The organism is Marinomonas posidonica (assembly GCF_043643765.1).
Taxonomy (GTDB): Bacteria; Pseudomonadota; Gammaproteobacteria; order Pseudomonadales; family Marinomonadaceae; genus Marinomonas; species Marinomonas posidonica_A.
On sequence record NZ_JBHZSP010000006.1, the window covers coordinates 38,737 to 61,517 of the forward strand.

The following is a 22,781-nucleotide window of genomic DNA, read 5'->3' on the forward strand; positions in this document are numbered from 1 at the left end:
GGAGCGGTAGTTCAGTTGGTTAGAATACCTGCCTGTCACGCAGGGGGTCGCGGGTTCGAGTCCCGTCCGTTCCGCCATCTTTCGACAAGATGTAAAACCACGAGTCGGGTGTGTAGCTCAGTTGGGAGAGCGTCGCCCTTACAAGGCGAATGTCGGGAGTTCGAACCTCTCCACACCCACCACTTATAGGAAAGTGGCTAAACAACCTATGACAATGGAGCGGTAGTTCAGTTGGTTAGAATACCTGCCTGTCACGCAGGGGGTCGCGGGTTCGAGTCCCGTCCGTTCCGCCACTTACTTTTGATAGGGTAAGTTGGTTAGAAATACCATCATTACGATGGGTGTGTAGCTCAGTTGGGATTTTGTCCTAACAAGGCGCATAGATAGCGGGAGTTAAGAACTCCGATCGACAGATCTAAAATGGCAATGGGTGTGTAGCTCAGTTGGGAGAGCGTCGCCCTTACAAGGCGAATGTCGGGAGTTCGAACCTCTCCACACCCACCATCTAAAACTATTCCATCATCATTCTGTTTGACATTCCCTTCTGTTCATTAATTTTTCATGCCCAGTTAGTTACTTTTAATGCGATCAAAGAAAAAAGAGTTACCCTTTTTATTTGATCGAGATGATGTCTCTTTCAAATAGGGTAACTCTTATTGAGCGTCGCGATTTATTTGTGACCAGTCATGATTTATTTGGCTGGTACGATTACCTTGTTATTTTTACCCTTTAGTCCAGTGTAGATACCAATCGACACGATAAAGGTCAGTGGCGCTGCGAAAGAAGCGAAACTGTTTCCCGAATTCATGATAAGTAAACCAACCAGTGTACTAATTAACCACGCTGCTAAACCGGAAGCATTAAACTGTTCGACGTTTTCATGCGAGTCATGCTGACTTTTGAATAGAATATGAGCCAAAGCAATGCCAACCCACGCGACCACAAAGACACCTTGATAAGCCAATGCCTGTAGAAGATAAGAGAAGACGTCAGAGAGCATGAGTGCGTACACTACGATGCCGACAACGATAGACCAGAGAAGTTTTTGTGCTTTGAGTGATAAAAGACTGTCAAAAAACGCCTGCATGTTCATGGTTGCAAGGTAGTAGTTGGCAGTATTGATCCGGGTCTGTGTGACCCAAACAAAAAACAATCCCCAAATGCCTAATAGTTTAATGATGGATAACACAACGGACACCTCACTAAGTGCGGCATCTTGAGGGATGCTGGCGATTAGGTAAATGCCGATGACACCATTGATTAAGAAGGTGACGAGGTAAAAAGGCATGCCAAAATTGTATTTTGCATGATAATTACTGTCTTTCTTTTTGCCAAATCGAGCATAGTCGAATGTAAACAGCATGAGAATCCACACCCCCATGTAATAGGTGAAACAATCCCACCATCCATAAGTAGTATGGTTTTCAGAGCCTAAGCTCATCCAGTCAGATTGATAACCGTATTCACTAATTGAAACGACAACGGCTGCAATTAAGCCCAGAATATAAAATGGCAGCAGAACACCGTTAAATTTATCCAACCATTTTTGCACGCTGCCAAAAATCAATATAACGCTGTACACCACTACGAACAAAGATGCCCATTTGTAATCCAACCAAGGAAAAACACTGTTGATTGCGACAGCAATAACAGAACCTTCAAATACCGCATAGTAAATGGCAGTAGAGAAAAAGATCAGAGTTGCTAATGCGGCGCCAGCGTTACCAAATAAACGCCGAGAGAAGAGGGCAACAGATAAACCTTCTTTTATGGCATAGCGACTCATTATGCCGTTAATAATGCCGTAACTAATGACGGAAAGTACCATACCAATAATGGCATTTTGTGCACCATAGCTAAGCGCTAGAGACGCACCAACGACAATATAAAATATGGCGCTACAAACAGCCCACCATGCCATGGTTAGTGAAAATGCTCCCATTCTTGCACTATCAGGGATAGGCAAGCTAGAGCTGTCTTGAGTTGATTCTTCAGATGCTAAATTGGCCATTTTTTGTTCCTCTTAATGATTTTTTAGCGTTTTGGGGAATGATTCAGTGATATTTGAAACAAAAAGATCTGAGCGGCTAGGTATTGTTATTTTGGCCACTCTATCGTTAATTGATTCAACTGAATTGGTAAGATTAACTGTGCTTAAGTCGCTCTCTGACTCGTTGTAATTTTTCTTGTTTCAGCTTACGAGCGGTTAACGCTTCAGCCATCGATATGGGTTTAAATCGAGCTTTATAGTTTGGCTGCATCTGGCCAATTAAATCCATATCCGTGCTGATAACGGTCCCTATGGTTGCGTAACCACCACCTGATACTGCGTCACGATGCAAGACAATGGGTTCTTTACCAGCAGGAATTTGAATAGACCCAATAGGGTAACAAGCGTCAACGATGTTAGAAGGGTCGGAGCCAGCGCCAAAAGGTGGTTTTCGAGGAATGAAATCCATCGGACGACCATCTTTAAATCGATACCCAATGCGGTCTGCCTCACTGCCAACGGTCCAACTGTCCTCATAAAAGCGTTCGACAGCGTCATCTGTTAGACGATGAATGTACATACCTGGAATAATGCGAAGTATTGTTTCTTTGCCAATGTTCGTGATGAATTCTTCTGGAAGACTTTGTCCTACTTGGCAATGAACGTTAGGTTGTCCAATAGGGAGTTCGTCTCCCGCGATTAACCTACGGCCTTCATATCCTCCTAAGGAACCCAATGTATAGGTCGACCGACTACCAAGAGCCATGGGGACATCCATTCCACCAGCAACGGCTAAATAAGCCCGTGCGCCAGACGTTGGGTAATTAAAACTTAAAGTCTGCCCTGCTTTTATGTTTAAGACGGTGTCCAATGGCATGATTTGACCATCAATTTTAGGCGCCATACGAGCGCCACAAATGGCGACCATGGCGTCTTGCTGGAAAAGTAACTCAGGACCAAGTAACGCGCATTCCAGAACGGCCGCATTTTCATCATTTTTGAGCAATAAATTTGCTAGAGTCATGGCGTATTGATCCATTGCTCCTGAAGGCGGTATGCCTAAATGATAATAACCTTCACGACCTTTGTCTTGAACGGATGTCGCGAGTCCTGGTTTGATGACTTTAATCGACATAAAGCACCTCCATAATGGTTTTTTTATAGCCTTCAGGATCGGCTTGATAGTCTTCTAAATTAAAAGAAAAAGGACGTGTTTTAGGCGCATAGTCACCGGCTTCTACCTGTTCCAGAATATGATCATATTCGTCTCTGGCCAGTGGCTTGAATTGCACAATATCCCCCGTTCTAAAAAACACCATAGAATCTTTAAAATACGACAGGCTTTGTTGTGGGTCATAAATAGGAGAGGGAGTGATACCAAACATTTGATAACCACCAGCGCCACGAACAGAATAAATACAGCCAAAGCAACCACCGTGTCCTAGGGTTTGCTTGGGTGTGTCGGTTCTTGGGCTAAGGTATTTTGGAACTTCTAGTTGTTTTTCTTGCTCAACCATTTGAAACATAAAAGGTAAGCCAGAAACAAATCCTACCATGGACACAAACCAAGGTGATCCTGAGTGAGCGTCGATAAAGGCCTGAGTATCTTGTAGGCCGTTGATGCGAGCCGCGTATTCGAGGTCAGTCGCATTAGGGTCTTGGTGTCGGTCACGAAAGCGCATTAGCGTTTCATGAGTCCATGGATCATTGTATAAAACGGGTATTTCAACAATTCTAGTTTCTAAGCATTGTGATTGTTGATGACGAGTTAAACTTTCAATGGCTTTCACCTTAATTAATAAGTCATCAGGATGAATCACATCAGGATTAAAACGAATTTGAAAAGAAGCATTGGCTAAACAGACATCTAAGATGCCTTCCATTGCTTGTTTTTTTATCGCTTCAACCATGCTCAAACTTTTAAAAAAGGCGTCTAACGACATTTCGTCAGAAATTTCCGCAAACAGTTGTTCATCGCCACCGAAAGTATATCTAATGGGTTGTGACAGCATGAGCCTTCTCCTCATCAATGAGCTTTTCATGGTTTTCTGATAACCACACTTCCAATGTGCCGGTATGAAATAATCCAGCTTGAATGTCCGGCTCTTTCAGTAATGCTTTGTGAAGTGGTAATGTGGTTATAACCCCTTTTATTTGCGTTTCATCTAGCGCCATGATGGCGCGTTCAAATGCTTGCTGACGGTTATTACCGTGTATGATTAATTTAGCTAAAAGAGAGTCATAGAATGGTGGAATGATGTAATTGTCGAATAAATGTGTGTCGATACGGACCCCTTCACCGATTGGCCAAGACACGCTTTCCAGTAAGCCTGGGCTTGGAAAAAAGCCTTTCGCTGGATTTTCAGCATTAATGCGCATCTCGATGGCGGACCCTTGTATATGAATATCTTTCTGCTGCAAGGATAATGGCTCTCCTAGCGCAATTTTGATCATCCATTGCACTAAATCCACCCCAGTGATTGCTTCGGTAACAGGGTGCTCGACCTGAATGCGAGTGTTCATTTCGATAAAGAAAAACTCTTGAGAGGCATCGTCGTAAAGAAACTCTAAAGTGCCTGCACCTTTATAATGAAGTTGCTGAGCTAAAGCCGCAGCATTGTGGCAAAGTTTCTCACGAATCGAAGGTGATAATACCGGCGACGGTGCTTCTTCAAACACTTTTTGACGGCGGCGCTGTAAAGAGCATTCCCGTTCATAGAGATGAATAGCCTGTTCGCCGTCACCTAGGATTTGCACTTCGATGTGTCTTGCTTGTGTTATGAAACGTTCTAAATAGACGGCCCCTGAGCCGAAAGCGGCTTTGGCTTCACTCTGTGCAATGACAAACTCTTTCGCGAGTTCGCTGTCGTCATGCGCGATACGAATGCCACGACCACCGCCACCGGCAGAAGCTTTGATTAATAGAGGGTAACCTACGTGTTTGGCTGTGCTTATCGCTTCTTCAAGGGAATGGATTTCACCTTCTGAACCGGGTACGACGGGCACGCCAGCGGCCTGAGCTGTGGAGCGGGCACAAGCTTTATCGCCCATTTGACGAATTGTTGTTGCACTTGGTCCGACAAAAATTAGACCTGCTTCTACAACCGCTTCAGCAAAATCGGCACTTTCCGACAGAAAACCATAACCAGGGTGAATGGCTGTCGCTCCCGTTTCTTTTGCTGCTTTTAAGATCAGTTCGCCTTTTAAATAGCTTTGATCCGCTCGAGCGGGGCCAATGTTAACCACTTCGTCTGCTAGCATGGCAGGCAAAGAGAGTTTATCGGCTTCACTGCAGACTGCTACGGTTGGTATGCCAAGTTGTTGTGCTGCACGAATAATTCGTACTGCAATTTCACCACGATTGGCGACTAATAATTTATGCTTTGTAAAAAACATGCGTTACTCCTCGGCCTCGATCAGAGCGATGACTTGGCCTGGTTCGACGGGTTCAGAGTCCTCGACACAAAAGCGCACTAGCTTACCTTTAGTGTCAGCAGTAAGGTCTGAAAACTGTTTCATAACCTCTATCAAGCCAATAATGCTGGTGCTTTCAACAACATCTCCTTCATCTACATAAGCATCAGAGTCTGGAGATGGTCTTCGATAGAATATGCCGGGAAGCGGTGAAACAATTTCAATAGTAGTCATAATGTGTTCCTTATCTTTGTGATAATGTCGTTTTAAAATAATTATTTACTTGGTGGGCGAATATCTATGCCGTTTTGCAAGAGTAATTTTTGTGTGGTTTTCACTAAATTAAGTGCCCCTGGTGTGTCACTGTGTATGCAGATAGATTCAAAATGAATATCTATGTCCACACCATCAACAGTGTGAACTTTTCCTTCCTGGCAAGCCCTTAACACTTTCTGTGCAACGACATCTGCATCTAACGCGCCAACTTTTCGAGTAAACACGATTGAACCAGAAGAGTCGTAATCTCTATCCGCGTAAAATTCGCAGATTACAGGATGACCCATTTTGCATGCTGCTTTGTGAACCGCGGATCCATTCATTACATACAGGATGAGTTCCGGAGACATCGCATGTAATCGAGAGACCAATAATTCTGCTAGCTCTGTATTATTGGCAGCATGCATGTACAGGGCGCCGTGAGGTTTGACATGTTGAAGAGTCAAGCCATGCATTTTTGCAATCTCTCTCAAAGCACCGACTTGATACATGACGTCATTGATTAACTCTTCAGGGTTGGCATTGATATGACGACGACCAAAGCCTACGAGGTCCCTGAAACCAGGGTGAGCACCAATGGCAACGCCATGTTGTGCCGCGACTTTGACGGTATGAGACATGATGGTTGGATCTCCAGCATGAAATCCTGTAGCAATGTTTGCTGAACTAATGAGTGGCATGATCTCGTCATCCACTCCGTCTCCGATTGTCCAAGGGCCAAAGCCTTCTCCCATATCCGAATTAAGATCTACAGCTTTCATTTTTTTTCCTTAGCGTTATTCGTGTGTTCACTATATAAATGAAATAAGGTGTTTAAAAAGATCTATTTTTTGATAGGGTAGTATCTGAAAAACAGATGGCTGGGTGATTGAATGGCATTAACACTAAAACAAGTAAGGTATTTTGTGGCGACAGCCGAAATCGGTCAGGTTTCACAGGCGGCTATTCACTTAAATATCTCTCAGTCAGCTGTCACTACGGCAATAAGGGATTTAGAAGAGTTATTGGGTGTTGAGCTTTTTGTAAGAAGTACTCAGGGAGTTAGCCTAACGGACAGGGGCCGAGACTTTTTAAACCATGCTTATCAAGTATTGCGAAGCGTTGATGAGGCCATGAATCTACCGCACACTGATGAGGAAGCAGAAGGTAAGGTTCGATTTGCTGCGAGCTATACTGTGCAAGGCTATTTTCTCCCTTATCACTTACAGCGTTTGTCACAGTGGTATCCAAATATTGATATGGCCTTATTTGAATATGAGAGAGCGCATATTGAAGCTAGGTTAGCGGACGATTTGATCGATATGGCACTGGTGTTAACGGATAATTTGACACATCCTGAGATTGTGTCTGAGCGTCTTTTTGCTTCAGAGCGAAGACTTTGGTTACCAAGTCATCATCCCCTTTCTGAAAAGGTTAATTTGCATTTATATGATTTGGTTGATGAGCCATTTATCATGTTGACTGTCGATGAAGCAGACCAGAGTGCCATGCGATATTGGAAAAGGGAAAACTTACAACCTAATGTGATTTTAAGAACGTCTTCAGTGGAGTCCGTTCGTAGCATGGTGGCCAATGGTTTGGGAATTGCTATTTTATCTGATCTTGTTTATCGACCATGGTCTTTAGAGGGGAAGCGAATTGATACGCGTTCATTAAATAAAGACGTTTTACCTATGAATGTAGGGCTTGCTTGGCGCCGAGGAAAGCGCTTTACGCCAGCAATGAATGCTATTAGAGAGTATTTCAAACAAGTGTTTTTAACGCCTCAGCAAAATGTGCTAAAGCGGAGCTAGATAAAATAGAATCGCATTAATTTTAAGGTGTTAGTCGAGTCACTTCGGTGAGTAATCGACTTAATTGCTGCATTTTTTCTTCACCTAATTTGCCAATCAAACTGGCGTAAGCCTGGTCGATTTTAGGACTGACTTCTTTAAAAATTTCGGTGGCTTTATCGCTCAGTGATAGCAAGGTAATGCGCTGATCATGTTCAGAACGGTTACGAATGATTAGTCCATCTGCTTCAAAGCGACTAATGATTCGGGTGAGGCTTGGGCTTAAAATACAGCAGCGTTCAGCAAGCTGTTTGGCGTCCATCTGTTTGTTATCATTTAAGACTCGAATCACTCGCCACTGTTGCTCAGTGAAGCCGGTTTCTTGAAGAATAGGGCGGAAAAACTGCATGGCGGATTCACGTGATCTTAATAATTGTAGCGTGAGAGAGTCTTCTAATTTTTTCATAGGGTTTATGGTAACTCGATGAGGGTAAATGTCATTAAAGTGCTTAATATGTTAACTAAATAATATAGCAAAATGCTTGCCAGTTTGCATAGGGCGAAATGGGCGGCTATTTTGTGTTTTGGTCTATTTCGTACTGTTAGTGTGATTTATTTGATTTCATTACGCATCGTTTTTTGTGACCAATGTTGTAAATGTAACCATACGGCTAAGCTCATACAAACGAAAATGAGCCCAAAAACCAACGTGGACAAATTGGTAACGATGAGCGGAATAAACTGGGCAAATACTGCTCCAGATAAGAGTTGTAAAAATCCCATCAAACCAGCGGCCATACTGGATTGGCTAGTAATACTGGCAATCGCGGCCGTTTGATTGGTTGGTTGGCTGATGCCCCGACCAAAAGTCACCAAGCACATCGGCAAGAATAGCGCAGCGTAGCCGCTGTCTAAAAAGACTTGAGTGAGTAATAAGAGCAATGCGCCAAGTAAACTGATCGTGTTACCGATGGCGATGGTTTTATCGAGAGTCAAATATCGATTAATTAACGTACTCAGGTAGCCTCCCACCATAAAAGCAATGGAAATGGACATAAACCAATAGCCATATGCATGAATACCACCATCGAAGGCATCAGCAATATAAGGTGATGAACTGACAAAAATATAAAAGCAGATCGCAACGAGTGTGTTTGCGATGGCATAGGTTCTAAAGTCGCGGTCTTTTAATAGGCTTCTATACTGAGAGAGATTTTCTCTAAATGAGGGTCGCTGTGTTTGTTGTGCCTGATGAGGGACAAGCTTTAATGTCAGCATTAGTAACAGACTGCCTTGTAGGACAGAGACAGCAAAAATAATTTGCCAGCCGAGTGCACTATTAATAAAACCACCCATCAGAGGTGCAATACTCTGAGAAATGGCAATTGCCATGATAATGTAGCCCATTTTTTGTGAGGCTTTTTCTTTTCCTGAGCCGTCCACCAACAGAGCTCGTGCTAACGACATCGCAATGGCTCCGCCCAATCCTTGTAAAACACGGCCGATAAGCAGCCCCTCGATATTGCCGAAACCGCCACCAATGGCACTGCCTAACGTAAAACTGGAAAGACCAAGTAGCATGGTCTTTCGATAGCCAAAGTGATTAACAATACCGCCCACTAATAACTGACCAAACGCGAGAGCACACAAGTAAAGGGAATAGCTCAGTTGCACCAAGCTGATATCAACATTGAGTTGCTTAGCGATGTTTGGCAGCGCTGGCAGTAGTATATTGATAGCAATTGGGCTGCTCATCGCGATAAAAATTAAATAGCTAATGGGGAAGCTGGGCATAGGTTACTCATCGGTTCATGGTGTGGTGTATGGATTGTAAAATACGAAAAGCAAAAATCTCGACAAGGAGATTTTTGCTTTTTAGTTATGACCATTGATTTTTCGACGACGTCAGCCTGGTTAATTAAGCTGCTTTAAGACACTTTGTATTAGCTGTTTAAAGTTGCTGTATTCTTCATCGCTGAAATCACCAAAAATGTCTTCTTGTTGTTGGTTTGCTATCTCCCATAGACGGGCCGCCATATCTTGGCCTTTTGTTGTCAGTATCAATGAGTCGGTAATCAGCCCAGTTTGGGTTAAACGCTCTACACCAGCTTCTACATCTGTTTCAGGAATGGTGACGAAGTCTTTTAATGTGTCTAAGCTGATCTGTTGGGCATCACTCAATACCAAAAGAAGACGAGCTTCACTGGTATTTAAACCAATTGACGCTTGTTTCGGTAGGTAGTTTTCCTGAATTTTTTGCAAAACTTTATTCATTAAATAGAAGGCATTGTTGTGCAATCTTTTTAAGTCGTCAGTTGGCGTGCTGTTTCGATCCGTTGCGGTTAACCCGGTAAACGGAATCGCACCAGCATAACTGCCTTGGACATAGAGTAATGGATTGCGTCCAATGTGCTCGAAAGCGACCACTTTGCCGATCATAATCCAATGATCTCCGCCGTCGATGACTTGATATTTTTCACATTGAAAATTGGCGGTAGTGTCTTTCAAAATCGGGCTATTACCGACGCCAAGGGTGTATTCAATGCCTGCGAACTTATCATCGCTTGGCTTGGCAAAATTATTCGATAAATCGATTTGGTCGGCGGCTAAAATATTCACGGCAAAATGGGCCGATTTTTCAAAAATATCATAGCTGCTGGAGGTTTTGACCAAGCTCCACAAAACTAATGGTGGATCGAGTGAGACAGAGTTAAAGCTGTTTGCCGTGACACCAACTTTGTTGCCTTCGGGGTCTTGAGCGGTAACCACGGTCACGCCAGTGGCGAAATTGCCCAGTGCTCTTCTAAATTCTTTTGGGTCGAAGTTCATACGTTTCTCTCTTATTCTTGTTCTAGATTAAAAAGGAAAATTACAGTAAAGAAGGATCAGGCTCTAAACCCATTAACTCTCGTCCAAAGATTTGCGCGCACACATCGTAATCTGTGTAGGCATGAGCCCCGGTAACATGACTATCACGAAACAAGCGCTGTGCTTCTTTATCTAGATACCAATGACTCGCGCCCATGCTGCTGAACAAACGATCTACGGCTTCGATACACATTTTTACCACATAAGCTTGGTTGGTACGCCATTCGGCTAATTTGGCTCGGTCTGGATAACGATGTGCTTCAGCATATTCAGCGTGTTCATCCCACGTTTTTTCTAAGAAAGCCCGTGCCGCCATAACTTGATGAGACGATTCAGCAATACGTAATAAAGCCGGTGTCGCCGTACCGACTTTGGCGCCGGTATAAGCACGAATACGTCCTTGCGTTGCCTCTTTGAATACTTCCAACATGCGCTCAGCAATACCTAGACTGATGGCAGAAAAGCCAGACGCAAAGTAAGGGCGGTAGGGAGCATAAAAAATCTTGCTGTCAGGGTATAAGTCAAAACCACCGGACTTGCCTTCCATCATGTCTTTGGCTTTTTGAATTCTGTGCTCTGGTACAAATTTGTCACGAATGACGAGTGTTTTCGTTCCGCTGCCTTTCATTGCGGCGGCTTGCCAATCGTCATCTATGGTGTAATCCGTGGCAGGAATGAGCGCAAAGCAATGGTCTTTTGTCCCTTCTGAGTTTTCTCGTAAGAAGCCACACAGCGCCCATTGGGCATGATCACAACCACTGCTCCAGCGCATGTCACCGGTGAACATCACGCCACCATCCGTTTCTTGATATTTACCAAAAGGCGCAATACTGCTGCTGGCTAAGGCATCTGGGTCTTCTTTCCAAATGTCGTCTTGAGCTTGTTTGGGGAACAAGGCGATTTGATGATTGTGCGTGCACAATAAACTGAATGCCCATGCGGTACTGGCGCAGGCTCCCGCGAGTGCTGCAATGCAGTCACCAAATTCAGGCAAGGAAATTTCATAACCACCGTAGGCTTTTGGTAAGAAGGCCTTGTGAAGCCCGACTTGCTTCAGTAGGTCGATGTTCTCCTGCGGGGCTTGACGAAGCTCTTCGGCTTGAGAGGCATTTGCTGCAATTTTTGGCAGCACGGATTGTAATTCAGTCAGTAATGGATTCGCTCTTTGCATAGTAGGTACCTTAATTATTTTTATAGGGTGCTTTAGGAAAAGCGGATGTTTGAAGTATTGGTGTTATGACGACAGAAGAGAATGCAGATTTAAGACAATTGCTGGTACTTTTCTGGAATTCAGCCTATTGATCAAAAAATAAAGGGGGAAGTAATAGGTCAAGAATTTCTAGATTAGTGTATTGTTTGGTTATTAAACAATATTTAGTATCAACAAAGGGTTCACTCCTCTAAAATAATAAAACTGATTTTGACATCATGCACAAGCGACACAATGTTCTGCTTAGTTGTTATGGTGTTCATCGATAAAAAATGGAGAAAGCAATGTTTGAAACAACCTACTTTAAGCGTACATCGAGTCTTGTTACTGCCTTCACTGTGTGTTCATTAGGCTTACTCTCAGCACCTTCTTTCGCGGCGGATTTAAATGGCTGTCAATCTGCACCAATTTTAGAAAAATTCGAAAAATTTGGTGAAACAGGCAAGATGCCAAGAGAGTTGGGAATGTGGCTTGGAAACCCAGAGGCTCAGGCTATTGAGCCTTATCAGGTGTTCGACAATGTCGATTATGTTGGTATCTGTTGGGTCTCTTCCTGGGTTGTCAAAACGTCTGACGGTGCGGTGTTGATTGATACTCTTTATGGGCCTTTCGCCGATCAGTTGATTGGCAAATTAGATAAAGTGGGGGTCAAACCAGAAGACGTGAAATATGTTTTGATCACTCATGGCCATTTTGACCATGCTGGCGGCGCTTATCAGCTTAAGTCTCTATTGCCTAATGCTCGTTTTGTGATGACGGCAGAAGGTTTTGCCGAAGCGAAAAAAGGTGCTGAAATGTCGAAAGTATCGCCTCGAGCTTGGAAGATGATCGAGCCGGATATGGTGGTTTACAATGGCACTAAAATTACACTGGGCGATAATGTTTTTACCGCTTACGCAACGCCAGGTCACACACCAGGAACGGCCTCTTATGAATACACAGTAAACGATGGCAGTAAATCCTATCAAGCCTTCACTGTTGGCGGCCTAGGTATGAATGCCATTCGTAGCCAAGAGCAAGCGGAAGATTACATTGGCAGTGTAGAGGCCATATTGGCGATGGTTGAACGAGATGAAAAACCCTTACAAGTGCATTTGTCTGCCCATGGCTTTTCGAATAATCTGCCAGAAAATGCTGCTAAGCTAAAAACGCGACAAGAAGGCGAACTTCATCCTATGGTGGATAAAGAAGGCTTTGAAGCGCAGTTATTACGTTTACGAGGGATCGCTGAAGACCGAGTTGAAATTGAAAAGGCCAAGAAAAAGCGTTTATAGAACACAACAAGAACACGATTAAACAGCTTCTATTTTTCACTAGAAGCTGTTTTTTTATGGGTAAACGTACGAGTATTTTAATGTTCAGACCTTCCTTTACTTTGTCTGGCAATTCGCTATTTCATCCATTATAAAGCTTGCAGCAGGGCCCATGGCTTTGTCTTTTCGTTTTGCTATAAGGGCGGTGATGCGTGGCATTTTATTTGATGAATCCCATTGTTCGGAGTCTAAAACCACCAGCTCACCTCGTGATATTTCGGGTTCTATCATTTGTCTCGGCATATTCTTCAGCACCCATGTTTTGAGGGTATTGTCGCTTCTGGAATCGAATAAAATATTTAATCCAATTAAAGGTAAGGCTTGTCTGTTTTTAGCGATAACCGCGAAGGCGTAGCTCATGACGGATAAAGTGGAGGAAAGGGCTAGAAGACATCACGCACTCTTTGTGGGTCATTGCTATAAAGCTGTGTAAATACACAGTTTATTTCTGATTTTGCCAATTGCTGGCTCACTTTGCCTAAAAAATAATCACAGTTTTGCGCGTTTGCGCTGGTAGAAAAATAAAAAGTCTCTTAGTATCAATAGATAAGAGCATCCACAGCAGAAATAACAGGCCGTGGATAAAAATAATAACGCGCATTCGTATTATTTAAATTATGCCCTTGAGTGGTTCACAGATAATAGATGCAATATATGAGTGAAAAATGAAACGAATTGGACTTTTGAATGGCTTTTCTTATGAAGCAGACGAGCTAAAAAATGCACTCAAGCATATCTCTGAAATTGAAGGTTATGAAATCGAGACAATTGAAGATTTTCAATTTCAAGAGACTATTTCAGGGGCTATTTGGGGGTTAATCAATCTATGTGATGTGTTGATTGCTTTCGTAAATAATAAAAATGACAGTCTTTATTATCAAATAGGGCTAGCACATGGAGCAAGAAAGCCTGTAGTTATCGTCACCGACCACGAATACTCTCTACCACCTGAAATCAGAGGGCAGCGTATCTTAAGTACGTCTCAACGTAGCCTTTTTGATAACAATTTTATGTTTCAACTCAAAGAAGCTATCGAAGATGCGACTAGAAAAAAATCTGGTTATCTCGGTCCTAGAAATGAGCAAAAGCAATATTCTGTATCTCAAGACTTTAGTCCGTCTGGGAATTTCCGTGATTTGTTTGCCGCTGAGGGCTCTAGAAGAGGCCAATTGTTTGAGCGGTGGTTTGCAGAAATCGCGGCGGGCATCGAAGGCTGGGAAGTTATTGAATCTGATAGCAGAAGAGATCGGGGATTTGATCTTGTAATATGGAACTCACAGGAGGACTCAGAGCTAGCGATTTTAGGAAATCCAATAGCAGTAGAAATTAAAGCTATTGGATCAATGAATATCTCTATGCTCCATCAGTTCCTCCATATGAGTAAAAAGTCAGGAATCAAAGGTCTTATCCTAGCAACTACTGGATTAAATGATAAAAGGACTAAAAATTTACTTAATAGGCTTCGCGTTGAAGAGGGTATCAACGCTATCGCGTTGGATCGGGACGATCTTATAAATGTAAGAAATCCTAGCGACTTACTATTCCTCGTGAAATCAAAAGTTAGAGAACTCCTGTACGGTCAGGAGTTCTAGTGATGTTCGATATTAATCATTTTAGAACTTTAATCACTCAAGTTGATGCCGCGACCACAAATCAGCAGAAAGGTCAGTCTTTCGAGCTTCTGTCAATATATATGTTTGAGCATCTAGAAGGTGTAGATATTACTGAGCATGATATTCGGATGCCTTCTGAAGAAATAGACATAGTACTTTGGAATGCTCAAACTGAAGAAATATTACGCCCATGGGATTCCGTCATACTGGTTGAATGTAAAAATTGGAGCGCTACAGTTGGTGCCCCAGTGTTAGATAACTTTGTAAATAAAGTAAGAAGGCGTGCATTAACCACTGGAATCTTTGTGGCAGCCAATGGAGTCACTGGAGGTTTTGTGAGAGGTGATGGCACCGACCCTGGTGCAGTAGGAATTTTAACTAGCGCCTTACAAGATGGAATAAGAGTCATCGTTATCACAATGGATGATATTCGCGCCTTAACTTCTCTTGATGATATTAGGGCACTAATTAAGAAGCGATATTGCGGGTTGTATGTTCACAAAGTGCTTTAGGCATAACAAGGCGCTGCTGTCGGATAAATTTTCCGCAGAGCGCGGCGTAGCCTTCTAAATCATGGAGCCGAGTATATGGAAGGGGTTGAGGCACTTTCAACAATTGAAAGATTAAAAATTCTAAAGTCAATTAGCATTGGTTGTACGTCCCAATTAGACTTTGAGGAATACTTAGAAAAATACTCCGGTGAACTTAGTACTGATGAGGCAAGACGAAGAGTTGAAGGGCTTTTATTAGAAGATGAATTCTTACTTTTATGTAAAATCATGAGGTGTTGTGATTCAGTTTCTGGGCTTGAACAAGGCCTAAGTATAGAGAATCACTATAAAACGCCAGATTATTTGGCTTCATTTAATTTAAATAACTCAATATATGATTCAAAGCGTGAGTTGAAAAAACTAAACGCTTTTGTCGAAGTTAAAACAACAAATAATATAGAAACTAAAAAAATAGGTGCCGGCTTTTTAAAAAAGTACTCAGCCTACGCAGAAAATTTTGGTTTACCTCTTTTAATAGCTTCACGCCTTAAACTAAATGAGCAACAACAATGGTGGATACTTCAAACTCAAGCTCAGTTTGAGGGTTATGGTCGAAAAGCAAGTGTAGAGTCTTTATCTAATTGTATTAGTCACATTGCTTTTAACGATTATTTTGTTACTGCTGCTCAAGATGTTTATGTTGAGCTTTCTTTTAGCCCCAGCCCTAATGAGTCTAAAATTTTCGACCCATTTAACGGGTACTTAAATTGTGTGAATGTCAGAACTGAAAAATTCTCTATTAAATTAGATAAAGAAACTTTAGCATTAAACTTGTTTTTGAATTGTTTCGCTCAAGAAAAAGTTTCCTCAGAAAAAAAGGGGAATGTTGTTACTGAAACGCGAGTAATACGTTTTATGCAAGATCAGTTGCTGAGCGATATGCTACTTCGAGCTAATTTTAGTATTTTAGATAGCTCGGGCTCAAAATACTCTAGTGCTAGTCGACTTTTAGCATTAGTTGAGAGTGGCAAGGCTTCTATTCTGTACAGAGAATATTTTGAAAAGTCTTTAGAGTTTTTTAATACGAATGAAATGTTATTCATGATAACTAAAGTTGGTGATGATGTTTCAAATAATAAAATTATTAGTTCGGTAATAAACGAAGGCTAACAAGTCAATCAGCCGACCGCTAAAGCGTCGGCTGATTGAAGCGCTAAACATCATAAACAATCCAAGCCTGTCAGTTTTGTCAGGCTTTTTTGATTATGTGGTTTTACTTTGTGACAAGCGGTGAAAGCCATAACTTAAGCCGCCGCATATTCCCATGACAATCAACAATGAACTGGCGGTGCCATCAAAGACCATATTGGTGACCGAGCTTGAGAGACCACCGACAATAAATTGGGTGGCGATGAGTAAGCCTGCCATGGTACCGGCTTTTGTGGGGGCGAGGTCAAACAAACAGGCTAGGCTGTTTGCGCCAATCGCACCAGTTACACTGATGTAAAGCATGGTGACGGCAATGAAGAGTGGAGCCGTGTTAGGGAAGAAAATTGCTACCATAAAGATCAGTAAGGCGGCCGTTAACGAGGTGGCGGAGGTCACTCGTAACGCTTTGTAGACGTTAAATTGGCTGACTAACTTTTTATTGATCACGGTGGCGGCAATGATCATGGCCACATTGGTGGAAAACGTGATGGCGTAGGTGGTTTCAGAGAAGCCAAAAAAGTCGATGTAAACGAAAGCCGATGCGGCAATAAAGGCGAACATGCCACCGAAGGAAAAGCCATTTGCCAGTAAATAAAAAGTGACTTTTGGATGGGAAAGGCAGTCAGCATAGTTCTTTAGATAGCCTTTAATACTGGTCTTGTTACTCGTGTCTCGTGGGGGTTCTTGTAAGATACAGAAAATGCCAATCAGGGATAAAAATGACAGGGCAGATAAAAAATAAAAAATCCATCGCCAATTTAACCAAGTGACAATATAAGCACCCAAAATAGGTGACATCAGCATCACTCCCATCGAGATAATATGCATATTCGAGAGAATCCCCGCGGCTTTATTCAGCGGGAATAAATCTCGAACCAAGGCTCGTCCAAGCACGCCGGCAGCGGCGGCACCAAGGGATTGTAAAAATCGCAACAACACCAAGGATTCACCATTGTTAACGAGAGCACAGCCAATGCTACTGATGACGTAAGAAGCGGTACCAATTAACAATAGCTTTTTACGCCCCATCAGATCTGACAGTGGACCGAAGAACAGCATGCCAATGGCCATGCCGAACAAAAAAGACGTGATGGTGTACTGAATGGTGGCTTGTGAGCTGCTGAGATCACTGGCAATCGCAGGCAAACTGGGCAAATACATATCCACTGATAAGGGCCCAAAAGCGACTAAATAGCCAAGTAAAGGAACCATCCATTTAGAGTGCGTTTGAGTATTGGTTTGGGTCATAACCATGTCCTTGTTAAGGTATCTCACAGAGCAGAAAGCCGACGAGAGCTTGTCTCGTCGGCTTTCTTGAACGTCTAAAACGCTTTATTTTGGTGTTCTTAGTACCATTAGTTTGAGTTCTGTCATGTCTTCAATGGCAAAACGGACGCCTTCACGACCTAAACCACTGTCTTTTACACCGCCATAGGGCATGTGATCCACACGCCAAGATGGCACATCGCCAATGACGACACCGCCTACTTCCAAGACATCCCATGCTTTGTAAGCTTTATAAATGTCCTTAGTGAAAATGCCAGCTTGCAAACCAAAGTCTGAGTTGTTCACTTCTTCTAGTGCCACATCAAAATCTGAAAACTTAGATAAGATAGCCACAGGGCCAAAGGCTTCTTGAGACGAAATAGACATATCGGGCTGAACGTTTTCAAGCAATGTGGCGTCTAGCATGGCGCCTTCACGATGACCACCGGCTAGAATGTTTGCGCCACCTGCACGGGCTTCTTCTATCCAGCCAGATAAGCGAGCCGCTTCTTTTTCGGAAATCATTGGGCCGATGAAGGTTGTCTCTTCTAATGGATCGCCCATGACTAGATTGTTCACCGCACTGGTAAGACGTGCTCTGGCTTCGTCATAAAGTGATTCATGCACCATAATACGCTGAACACTGATGCAACTTTGACCTGATTGATAATAAGCTCCGAAGATAATGCGTTGTACGGCATCGTCTAGGTCGATGTCGTGATCAACAATACACGCCGCATTCCCGCCAAGTTCCAGCACGACAGGCTTTTTACCTGCTTTGGCTTTTAAGGTCCAGCCAACCTCTGGCGAGCCGGTGAAACTTAATAGTTTCAAGCGCTCATCTGTAGTGAATAAATCGGCGCCATCACGGTGGCAAGGCAAAATGGAAAATGCCCCTTCTGGTAAATCGGTTTCTGCGAGGATTTCGGCGACGATCAACGCACTGACTGGCGTTAAGCTGGCTGGTTTTAGAATAAAAGGGCAACCTGCGGCAATGGCAGGCGCGATTTTATGGGCCGCCAAGTTAAGAGGGAAGTTAAACGGCGAGATGAAAGAGCAGGGTCCGATCGGCACGCGTTTCCACATGCCTTGGTAATCTTCTGCGCGAGGAGAAATGTCCATCGGCATGACTTCGCCATAGATACGTGTCGCTTCTTCCGCGGCAATTTGGAAAGTGTCAATTAGGCGAGTCACTTCGCCACGGGAATCTTTAATGGGCTTACCCGCTTCGATACAAAGAGCATACGCCAGTTCTTCATAACGCTCTTTAAAGCGAGCAATACAATGTTGCAAGATGGCCTGACGTTTGTAGGCTGGCATGGCTTGCATCGCATGTTTGGCGTTGTCCGCCGCGGCAATGGCTTTATCGATATCGGCTACGCTGGCCATCGCTACATGAGTCGCGACTTGGTTACTGTATTTGTTCGTAACCGCTAAGTCTTGATTGGCATAAACGGGTTTGTTAGCAAGGTAAAAGGGATAGCTTGATTGCAACATGTTTAATTCTCTTGTTATTTTGCTTGGGATAATGAATCTAGTAATGCTGTGATGGCTTGTTCCGCGCAGTCAACATCTTGTGCTTCGGTTGCGCCAGAGACGCCGATCGCACCGATGACTTCGTTGTCGACCATTACCGGAAGGCCTCCGCCTAAATAGGTAAAATTGTCTTCTCTCAATAGGGCGCTCATGGTATCGGGCTTGTGTTTGAGTTTTTCCTGCCAAGATTGACTAGAGACTTTGAAACTGGCGGCGGTGTAGGCTTTTTTTCGTGCAATGTTTAGGGCATGTAATGGTGCTTGGTTCATTCGCACTGCCGCGAGCTCTATTCCGGCTGGTGTTAACACCACGACGCCAATGTTTGCGGAGAAGGTATTGGCGTGAATGATGGCGGTGAGGCACAGCTGAACGGCACTCTCATGGCTTAATTCTGTCGTTTGTTTAATCGCGTTTAGCATCGTATTACCCTTGGCTATGCCGTTTTTTATATTCGCTGGGCGTAAGGCCAGTTTTGATCTGGAAGAAACGTGAAAAATAAGACGGGTCCAAATAGCCAAGGTCATAAGACAGTTCGTTCAAGCTTTGATTGGCGTGAAGGATGTGGCGTTTTGCTTCCAGAATGATACGACTGTTAATAATGGCTTTAGGGGGAGAACCAGAGACTTTTTTGCAGACGTAATTCAGTCGGCTTTCATTGATATCTAACTGTTGGCAATAAAAGGAAATGGCTTTTTCTGCTTTATAGTGATTTTCCACCAGTTGATTGAAGTGCTTATACATCTCAACTTCATGACGGGTGCTGCTATTGGTTTTTTTATCCGATTCAGAAAGACGAAAAAGATTGAGCTGCAATAGTTTGATGAGCCCTAAAATGGCATCATGTTTATAAGATAATTCGCTGCTCCATTCGGATTTAATCATCCCGATTAGCTCTAATGTTGTTTTGAAAAGCTTTTCTTTTTCGGGGCTCATGTTCTCAGAAGTAAGGCAAATAGGCAGAATTAAGAAACGATTTTGTGCATGAGCGCCTAACTCGTCGGCCATTTTATTCACAATAGAATGATGCAGTGTTAGCACGTACCCTGGCGCATTTGCTTGGGTAAGAAAGGCGTGGGGTGTCGCTGGTGGTGTATAAAAAATGGCCGTGCCAGAGGTTTTATAAAGGTTCTGGTCAATATTGAACTGAGTATCGCCTGTTAGGACAAAATGAATTTGGCAAAAATCAGCGTGCATGTGCACAGGCATATCGCGACCGAAAAAGTCGGCCATGGCGCCAAGTTGGTCAAAATGAATGTCTGCATCACGGTATTTACTGTCGTAGTCTTGACCGATTTGTAGATTGGGGATCCATTCTTTTGTCATGGTTTTTTTACCTGTTTGGTGGCTATCTTTATAGAAAAGAAAGGTCTAATTGACAGGCTCAGCTTAATAAACTGAGTCACCACCTTCATCAGTATTGGTTGTCTTTGTTGAGAATGTATCAACCAGATTTTTTGTACTGTTCATCAATAAACCAGTGTCACTGCCGACCGCGACAAATAGTGCACCTTGCGCGATGTAACGTTTTGCTTGCTCTTGTGCCGCCATTAAAATGCCCGGAGCTTTATTTTTTGCGACAATTTTGGCAATACTGGCTTCGATAACGGCAACCACCTCAGGGTGATTGGGTTGTCCAATAAAGCCCATGGATGCACTTAAATCCGCAGGGCCAATGAACACACCATCGACACCTTCTACATCCAGAATGGCGTCTAGCGCATTCACGCCTGCTAGGGTTTCAATTTGCACCAAGACACAAATTTCGTCATTGGCGGTGGTCAAATAATTGGGTGTACGGTTGAACTGGGAAGCACGAGCTAAAGCACTACCCACACCACGAATGCCTTGGGGAGGGTAGCGTGTTGCTTTCACCACTTGTTCGGCTTGTTCGGCGCTATCAATCATGGGGGCCAATATGGTTTGTACACCAAGGTCCAGTATTTGCTTTAAGCTGACATGATCCGCCCACGCTGGACGCACAATAGGATGGCTCGGATAAGGCGCGATGGCTTGCAGTTGGCTAACCATGGTTTGCAAGGTATTTGGCGCATGCTCGCCATCGATTAATAACCAATCAAACCCAGCGGAGGCAATGAGCTCCGCCGTATAGGAATTGGCAAGGCCAAGCCATAAACCAATTTGTGTTTCACGGTTTTTAAGAGCCATCTTAAATTCGTTTTTTGGCGCGCTCATCCGATTATCCTCATGTTTTTTTTGTTATTTTATCGGTTATTTAAAGTGACAAGAAACCGTTCCTAATGGACCATAATCGACGGTAAAGGTATCGCCTTTTCTAGCCGCTGTTGGGCGTGTAAACGAACCGCCCAAAATAATTTGCCCCGCTTCGAGTTCGACATCAAATGGGGCCAGTTTATTGGCTAACCAAGACACGCCATTGGCTGGATGATTTAAGACACCGGCGGCAACGCCTGTTTCTTCTACTATGCCGTTACGCATCATGATCGCCGATACCCAACGCAGATCCATTTCATCCATTTTAATAGGGCGGCCGCCTAGAATAATGGCCGCATTAGCAGCATTGTCTGAAATCGTGTCGTATACCAAACGTGGGCGCTTGGTTTCTGGATCGATAGATTGGCTGCGTGCATCGATCAGTTCAAGTGCAGGGACTACGTAATCTGTTGCGTTATACACATCGAACATGGTGCAGTTTGGGCCTTTTAATGGTTTTTTCAAAATAAACGCTAACTCGACTTCGATGCGCGGCACGATGAATTTGCTGGTATCGATCTCGCAACCGTCGTGATAGAGCATATCGTCAAGTAGGGTGCCGTAATCGGGCTCGTCAATTTGTGAACTCAATTGCATAGCGCGAGAGGTCAGGCCTATTTTATGACCGATAATTTGACGACCTTCTGCTAATTTGATTTTGAGCCATTCACTTTGAATTGCGTAAGCATCATCGATGTCAATATCGGGGTATTCCAACGATATTTGACGAATCTGAACGCAGTCCTTTTCCGCCTGATGCAAGTTCTGAGCACACTGTTTGATGATGTCGGCTGATAGCATGGTGAGTTCCTTGTTGTTTTTGTTAGAGGCTATTCAAATAGTCGGTTTCTGAAATAATGGTGTTTTTCAATACGCCAACGCCTTCCACTTCGGTAATGACTTCATCGCCTGGATACACATGGGCAAGGCCTTCTGGTGTGCCAGTGAAAATCATGTCGCCCGGTGTTAGCGTCATGATGTTGCTTAAGTAAGACACCAAATAGGGCACATTAAAGATCAAGTCTTTAGTCGAGCCTTCTTGTTTCAGCTCTCCATTGATGTAGGTGCGGATCGTCAAATTATGAGGGTCTGGCACTTCGCTGGCATCAATAATGTAAGGGCCGATTGGGGTGCAAGTGTCACGGCTTTTTACACGTAGGTTAGGGCGGTAGTAGTTTTCTAAATAGTCACGAATGGCGTAGTCATTACCGACTGTGTAGCCGCCCACGTAATCCATAGCATCTTCTAGGGACACGTTCTTCGCCTCTTTACCAATCACCACCACCAGCTCGCACTCGTAATGCATATAGTCGATGTTGTCAGGTTGATAGGTTTTTTGATCGTGACCGATTAAGGTGTTGCTGGATTTTAAGAATACCAAAGGTTCATCAGGCGCTTTGAAAGACAGCTCCGCCGCGTGGTCAGCGTAGTTGATCGCCAAAACAAAGGCTTTGCCTTCACAAGGTGGTAACCAAGTAAATGTCCCTTCTTCTACCACCGAGCCTGTTTCGGTAAGGACTTGGTTCGCCTCGTTAATGGTGACGTTGACAGTTTCTTCATTTAATAAAATCTTTGCGCGTTTCATGGTTAT

22 protein-coding genes and 4 tRNA genes are annotated in these 22,781 nt (G+C 43.5%); 9 read left to right on the top strand and 17 right to left on the bottom strand.

The features are described from left to right. The 4 genes from ACHUFM_RS08165 (at window position 1) to ACHUFM_RS08180 (ending at window position 504) form a co-directional block, all read left to right on the top strand. A tRNA-Asp gene (locus tag ACHUFM_RS08165) sits at window positions 1–77 on the top strand. Between the two features lie 29 nt (window positions 78–106). Then, window positions 107–182: transfer RNA gene (locus ACHUFM_RS08170), tRNA-Val, on the top strand. Between the two features lie 34 nt (window positions 183–216). Further along, a tRNA-Asp gene (locus tag ACHUFM_RS08175) sits at window positions 217–293 on the top strand. A 135-nt stretch (window positions 294–428) separates the two neighbouring features. Continuing rightward, window positions 429–504 (top strand) — tRNA-Val (locus tag ACHUFM_RS08180). A 187-nt stretch (window positions 505–691) separates the two neighbouring features. Here the strand turns inward: ACHUFM_RS08180 and ACHUFM_RS08185 are convergent. The 6 genes from ACHUFM_RS08185 to ACHUFM_RS08210 all read right to left on the bottom strand — a co-directional run bounded on the left by ACHUFM_RS08185 (window position 692) and on the right by ACHUFM_RS08210 (window position 6,441). Beyond that, window positions 692–2,011 (bottom strand): purine-cytosine permease family protein, encoded by a 1,320-nt coding sequence (locus ACHUFM_RS08185; protein WP_394181268.1) that lies wholly within the window; start codon window positions 2,009–2,011, stop codon window positions 692–694. Window positions 2,012–2,144: 133 nt separating this feature from the next. Beyond that, window positions 2,145–3,125 carry a 5-oxoprolinase subunit C family protein gene (locus ACHUFM_RS08190; protein ID WP_394181270.1) on the bottom strand — a complete coding sequence of 327 codons (981 nt, stop codon included), beginning with the start codon at window positions 3,123–3,125 and terminating at the stop codon, window positions 2,145–2,147. Further along, window positions 3,115–4,002, bottom strand: a complete 888-nt coding sequence (locus tag ACHUFM_RS08195; protein WP_394181272.1) for a 5-oxoprolinase subunit B family protein — start codon at window positions 4,000–4,002, stop codon at window positions 3,115–3,117. The genes ACHUFM_RS08190 and ACHUFM_RS08195 overlap by 11 nt, the downstream gene beginning before the upstream one ends. Then, complete coding sequence (locus ACHUFM_RS08200; RefSeq protein WP_394181274.1) at window positions 3,983–5,386, bottom strand: acetyl-CoA carboxylase biotin carboxylase subunit; 1,404 nt, start codon at window positions 5,384–5,386, stop codon at window positions 3,983–3,985. Before ACHUFM_RS08200 ends, ACHUFM_RS08195 begins: the two co-directional genes overlap by 20 nt. A 3-nt stretch (window positions 5,387–5,389) precedes the next feature. Beyond that, entirely contained in the window at window positions 5,390–5,638 is a 249-nt protein-coding gene (locus tag ACHUFM_RS08205; protein ID WP_394181276.1) for an acetyl-CoA carboxylase, read from the bottom strand. 41 nt (window positions 5,639–5,679) lie between these two features. Beyond that, the gene (locus ACHUFM_RS08210) at window positions 5,680–6,441 is read right to left on the bottom strand and encodes a 5-oxoprolinase subunit PxpA (RefSeq protein ID WP_394181278.1); all 762 of its coding nucleotides are present in this window, start codon (window positions 6,439–6,441) and stop codon (window positions 5,680–5,682) included. A gap of 111 nt (window positions 6,442–6,552) precedes the next feature. Between ACHUFM_RS08210 and ACHUFM_RS08215 the strand changes: the two genes are divergently transcribed. Beyond that, window positions 6,553–7,473 (top strand): LysR family transcriptional regulator, encoded by a 921-nt coding sequence (locus ACHUFM_RS08215; RefSeq protein WP_394181280.1) that lies wholly within the window; start codon window positions 6,553–6,555, stop codon window positions 7,471–7,473. A 22-nt stretch (window positions 7,474–7,495) separates the two neighbouring features. Here the strand turns inward: ACHUFM_RS08215 and hpaR are convergent, their stop codons facing one another. From hpaR to ACHUFM_RS08235, 4 genes are all read right to left on the bottom strand, one after another. Then, entirely contained in the window at window positions 7,496–7,918 is a 423-nt protein-coding gene (gene hpaR, locus ACHUFM_RS08220) for a homoprotocatechuate degradation operon regulator HpaR (protein WP_394181282.1), read from the bottom strand. 146 nt (window positions 7,919–8,064) lie between these two features. Beyond that, a complete protein-coding gene (locus tag ACHUFM_RS08225; protein ID WP_394181284.1) occupies window positions 8,065–9,246 on the bottom strand; it encodes an MFS transporter in 1,182 nt (393 codons plus the stop codon). Window positions 9,247–9,366: 120 nt separating this feature from the next. Further along, window positions 9,367–10,281: a p-hydroxyphenylacetate 3-hydroxylase reductase component gene (locus ACHUFM_RS08230; RefSeq protein ID WP_394181286.1), complete on the bottom strand. Its 915-nt coding sequence runs from the start codon at window positions 10,279–10,281 to the stop codon at window positions 9,367–9,369. A 40-nt stretch (window positions 10,282–10,321) separates the two neighbouring features. Continuing rightward, entirely contained in the window at window positions 10,322–11,491 is a 1,170-nt protein-coding gene (locus tag ACHUFM_RS08235; RefSeq protein WP_394181288.1) for a p-hydroxyphenylacetate 3-hydroxylase oxygenase component, read from the bottom strand. Window positions 11,492–11,814: 323 nt separating this feature from the next. Here ACHUFM_RS08235 and ACHUFM_RS08240 point away from each other — a divergent pair, with 323 nt between their 5' ends. The 4 genes from ACHUFM_RS08240 to ACHUFM_RS08255 all read left to right on the top strand — a co-directional run bounded on the left by ACHUFM_RS08240 (window position 11,815) and on the right by ACHUFM_RS08255 (window position 16,117). Further along, window positions 11,815–12,804, top strand: a complete 990-nt coding sequence (locus tag ACHUFM_RS08240; protein WP_394181290.1) for an MBL fold metallo-hydrolase — start codon at window positions 11,815–11,817, stop codon at window positions 12,802–12,804. 704 nt (window positions 12,805–13,508) lie between these two features. After that, window positions 13,509–14,435 (top strand): hypothetical protein, encoded by a 927-nt coding sequence (locus ACHUFM_RS08245; RefSeq protein WP_394181292.1) that lies wholly within the window; start codon window positions 13,509–13,511, stop codon window positions 14,433–14,435. A 2-nt stretch (window positions 14,436–14,437) separates the two neighbouring features. After that, window positions 14,438–14,968 carry a restriction endonuclease gene (locus ACHUFM_RS08250; RefSeq protein WP_394181599.1) on the top strand — a complete coding sequence of 177 codons (531 nt, stop codon included), beginning with the start codon at window positions 14,438–14,440 and terminating at the stop codon, window positions 14,966–14,968. A gap of 75 nt (window positions 14,969–15,043) precedes the next feature. Next, on the top strand, window positions 15,044–16,117 hold the full coding sequence (locus ACHUFM_RS08255) for a hypothetical protein (protein WP_394181294.1): 1,074 nt from the start codon (window positions 15,044–15,046) through the stop codon (window positions 16,115–16,117). A gap of 93 nt (window positions 16,118–16,210) precedes the next feature. On the opposite strand, the gene ACHUFM_RS08260 is transcribed toward ACHUFM_RS08255, so the two are convergent. The 7 genes from ACHUFM_RS08260 to ACHUFM_RS08290 all read right to left on the bottom strand — a co-directional run bounded on the left by ACHUFM_RS08260 (window position 16,211) and on the right by ACHUFM_RS08290 (window position 22,775). Next, window positions 16,211–17,404, bottom strand: a complete 1,194-nt coding sequence (locus ACHUFM_RS08260; protein WP_394181296.1) for a multidrug effflux MFS transporter — start codon at window positions 17,402–17,404, stop codon at window positions 16,211–16,213. Window positions 17,405–17,488: 84 nt separating this feature from the next. Further along, complete coding sequence (locus ACHUFM_RS08265; protein ID WP_394181298.1) at window positions 17,489–18,919, bottom strand: aldehyde dehydrogenase family protein; 1,431 nt, start codon at window positions 18,917–18,919, stop codon at window positions 17,489–17,491. Between the two features lie 14 nt (window positions 18,920–18,933). After that, a complete protein-coding gene (locus ACHUFM_RS08270; RefSeq protein WP_394181300.1) occupies window positions 18,934–19,377 on the bottom strand; it encodes a GlcG/HbpS family heme-binding protein in 444 nt (147 codons plus the stop codon). 4 nt (window positions 19,378–19,381) lie between these two features. After that, window positions 19,382–20,281 carry a 4-hydroxyphenylacetate catabolism regulatory protein HpaA gene (gene hpaA / locus ACHUFM_RS08275; protein ID WP_394181302.1) on the bottom strand — a complete coding sequence of 300 codons (900 nt, stop codon included), beginning with the start codon at window positions 20,279–20,281 and terminating at the stop codon, window positions 19,382–19,384. Between the two features lie 63 nt (window positions 20,282–20,344). Then, window positions 20,345–21,151 (bottom strand): 4-hydroxy-2-oxoheptanedioate aldolase, encoded by an 807-nt coding sequence (gene hpaI / locus ACHUFM_RS08280; RefSeq protein WP_394181304.1) that lies wholly within the window; start codon window positions 21,149–21,151, stop codon window positions 20,345–20,347. 36 nt (window positions 21,152–21,187) lie between these two features. Next, window positions 21,188–21,991 carry a 2-oxo-hept-4-ene-1,7-dioate hydratase gene (hpaH, locus tag ACHUFM_RS08285; protein WP_394181306.1) on the bottom strand — a complete coding sequence of 268 codons (804 nt, stop codon included), beginning with the start codon at window positions 21,989–21,991 and terminating at the stop codon, window positions 21,188–21,190. Between the two features lie 22 nt (window positions 21,992–22,013). After that, window positions 22,014–22,775, bottom strand: coding sequence for a fumarylacetoacetate hydrolase family protein (locus ACHUFM_RS08290; protein WP_394181308.1), 762 nt, complete (start codon window positions 22,773–22,775; stop codon window positions 22,014–22,016). Window positions 22,776–22,781 lie beyond the last annotated feature (6 nt).